The organism is Paenibacillus sp. LS-5 (assembly GCF_056121505.1).
Map to the genome: position 1 here is coordinate 1 of NZ_JBWAVA010000059.1, position 285 is coordinate 285.

The 285-nt window shown below is 53.7% G+C and carries 2 tRNA genes and 1 rRNA gene; all 3 read left to right on the top strand.

The window, feature by feature from the left end:
- Positions 1 to 74 (top strand): 5S ribosomal RNA (gene rrf / locus AC0MA3_RS26440); the annotation flags it as partial.
- A 55-nt stretch (positions 75 to 129) separates the two neighbouring features.
- A tRNA-Ile gene (locus tag AC0MA3_RS26445) sits at positions 130 to 206 on the top strand.
- Between the two features lie 3 nt (positions 207 to 209).
- A tRNA-Asn gene (locus AC0MA3_RS26450) sits at positions 210 to 285 on the top strand.

Genomic DNA, 285 nt, shown 5'->3' on the forward strand with positions numbered 1-285 from the left:
ACACGACCGTTAAGCCCTCCAGCGCCGATGGTACTTGGACCGAAGGGTCCTGGGAGAGTAGGACGCCGCCAAGCGGACAACCACACTCTGTGGTATTTTTTTTGCCCATAACAATTACATGCGATAAAAGGGCCTTTAGCTCAGCTGGTTAGAGCGCACCCCTGATAAGGGTGAGGTCGGTGGTTCGAGTCCACTAAGGCCCACCATTTTCCCTGATAGCTCAGTTGGTAGAGCACTCGACTGTTAATCGAGTTGTCACAGGTTCGAGTCCTGTTCGGGGAGCCA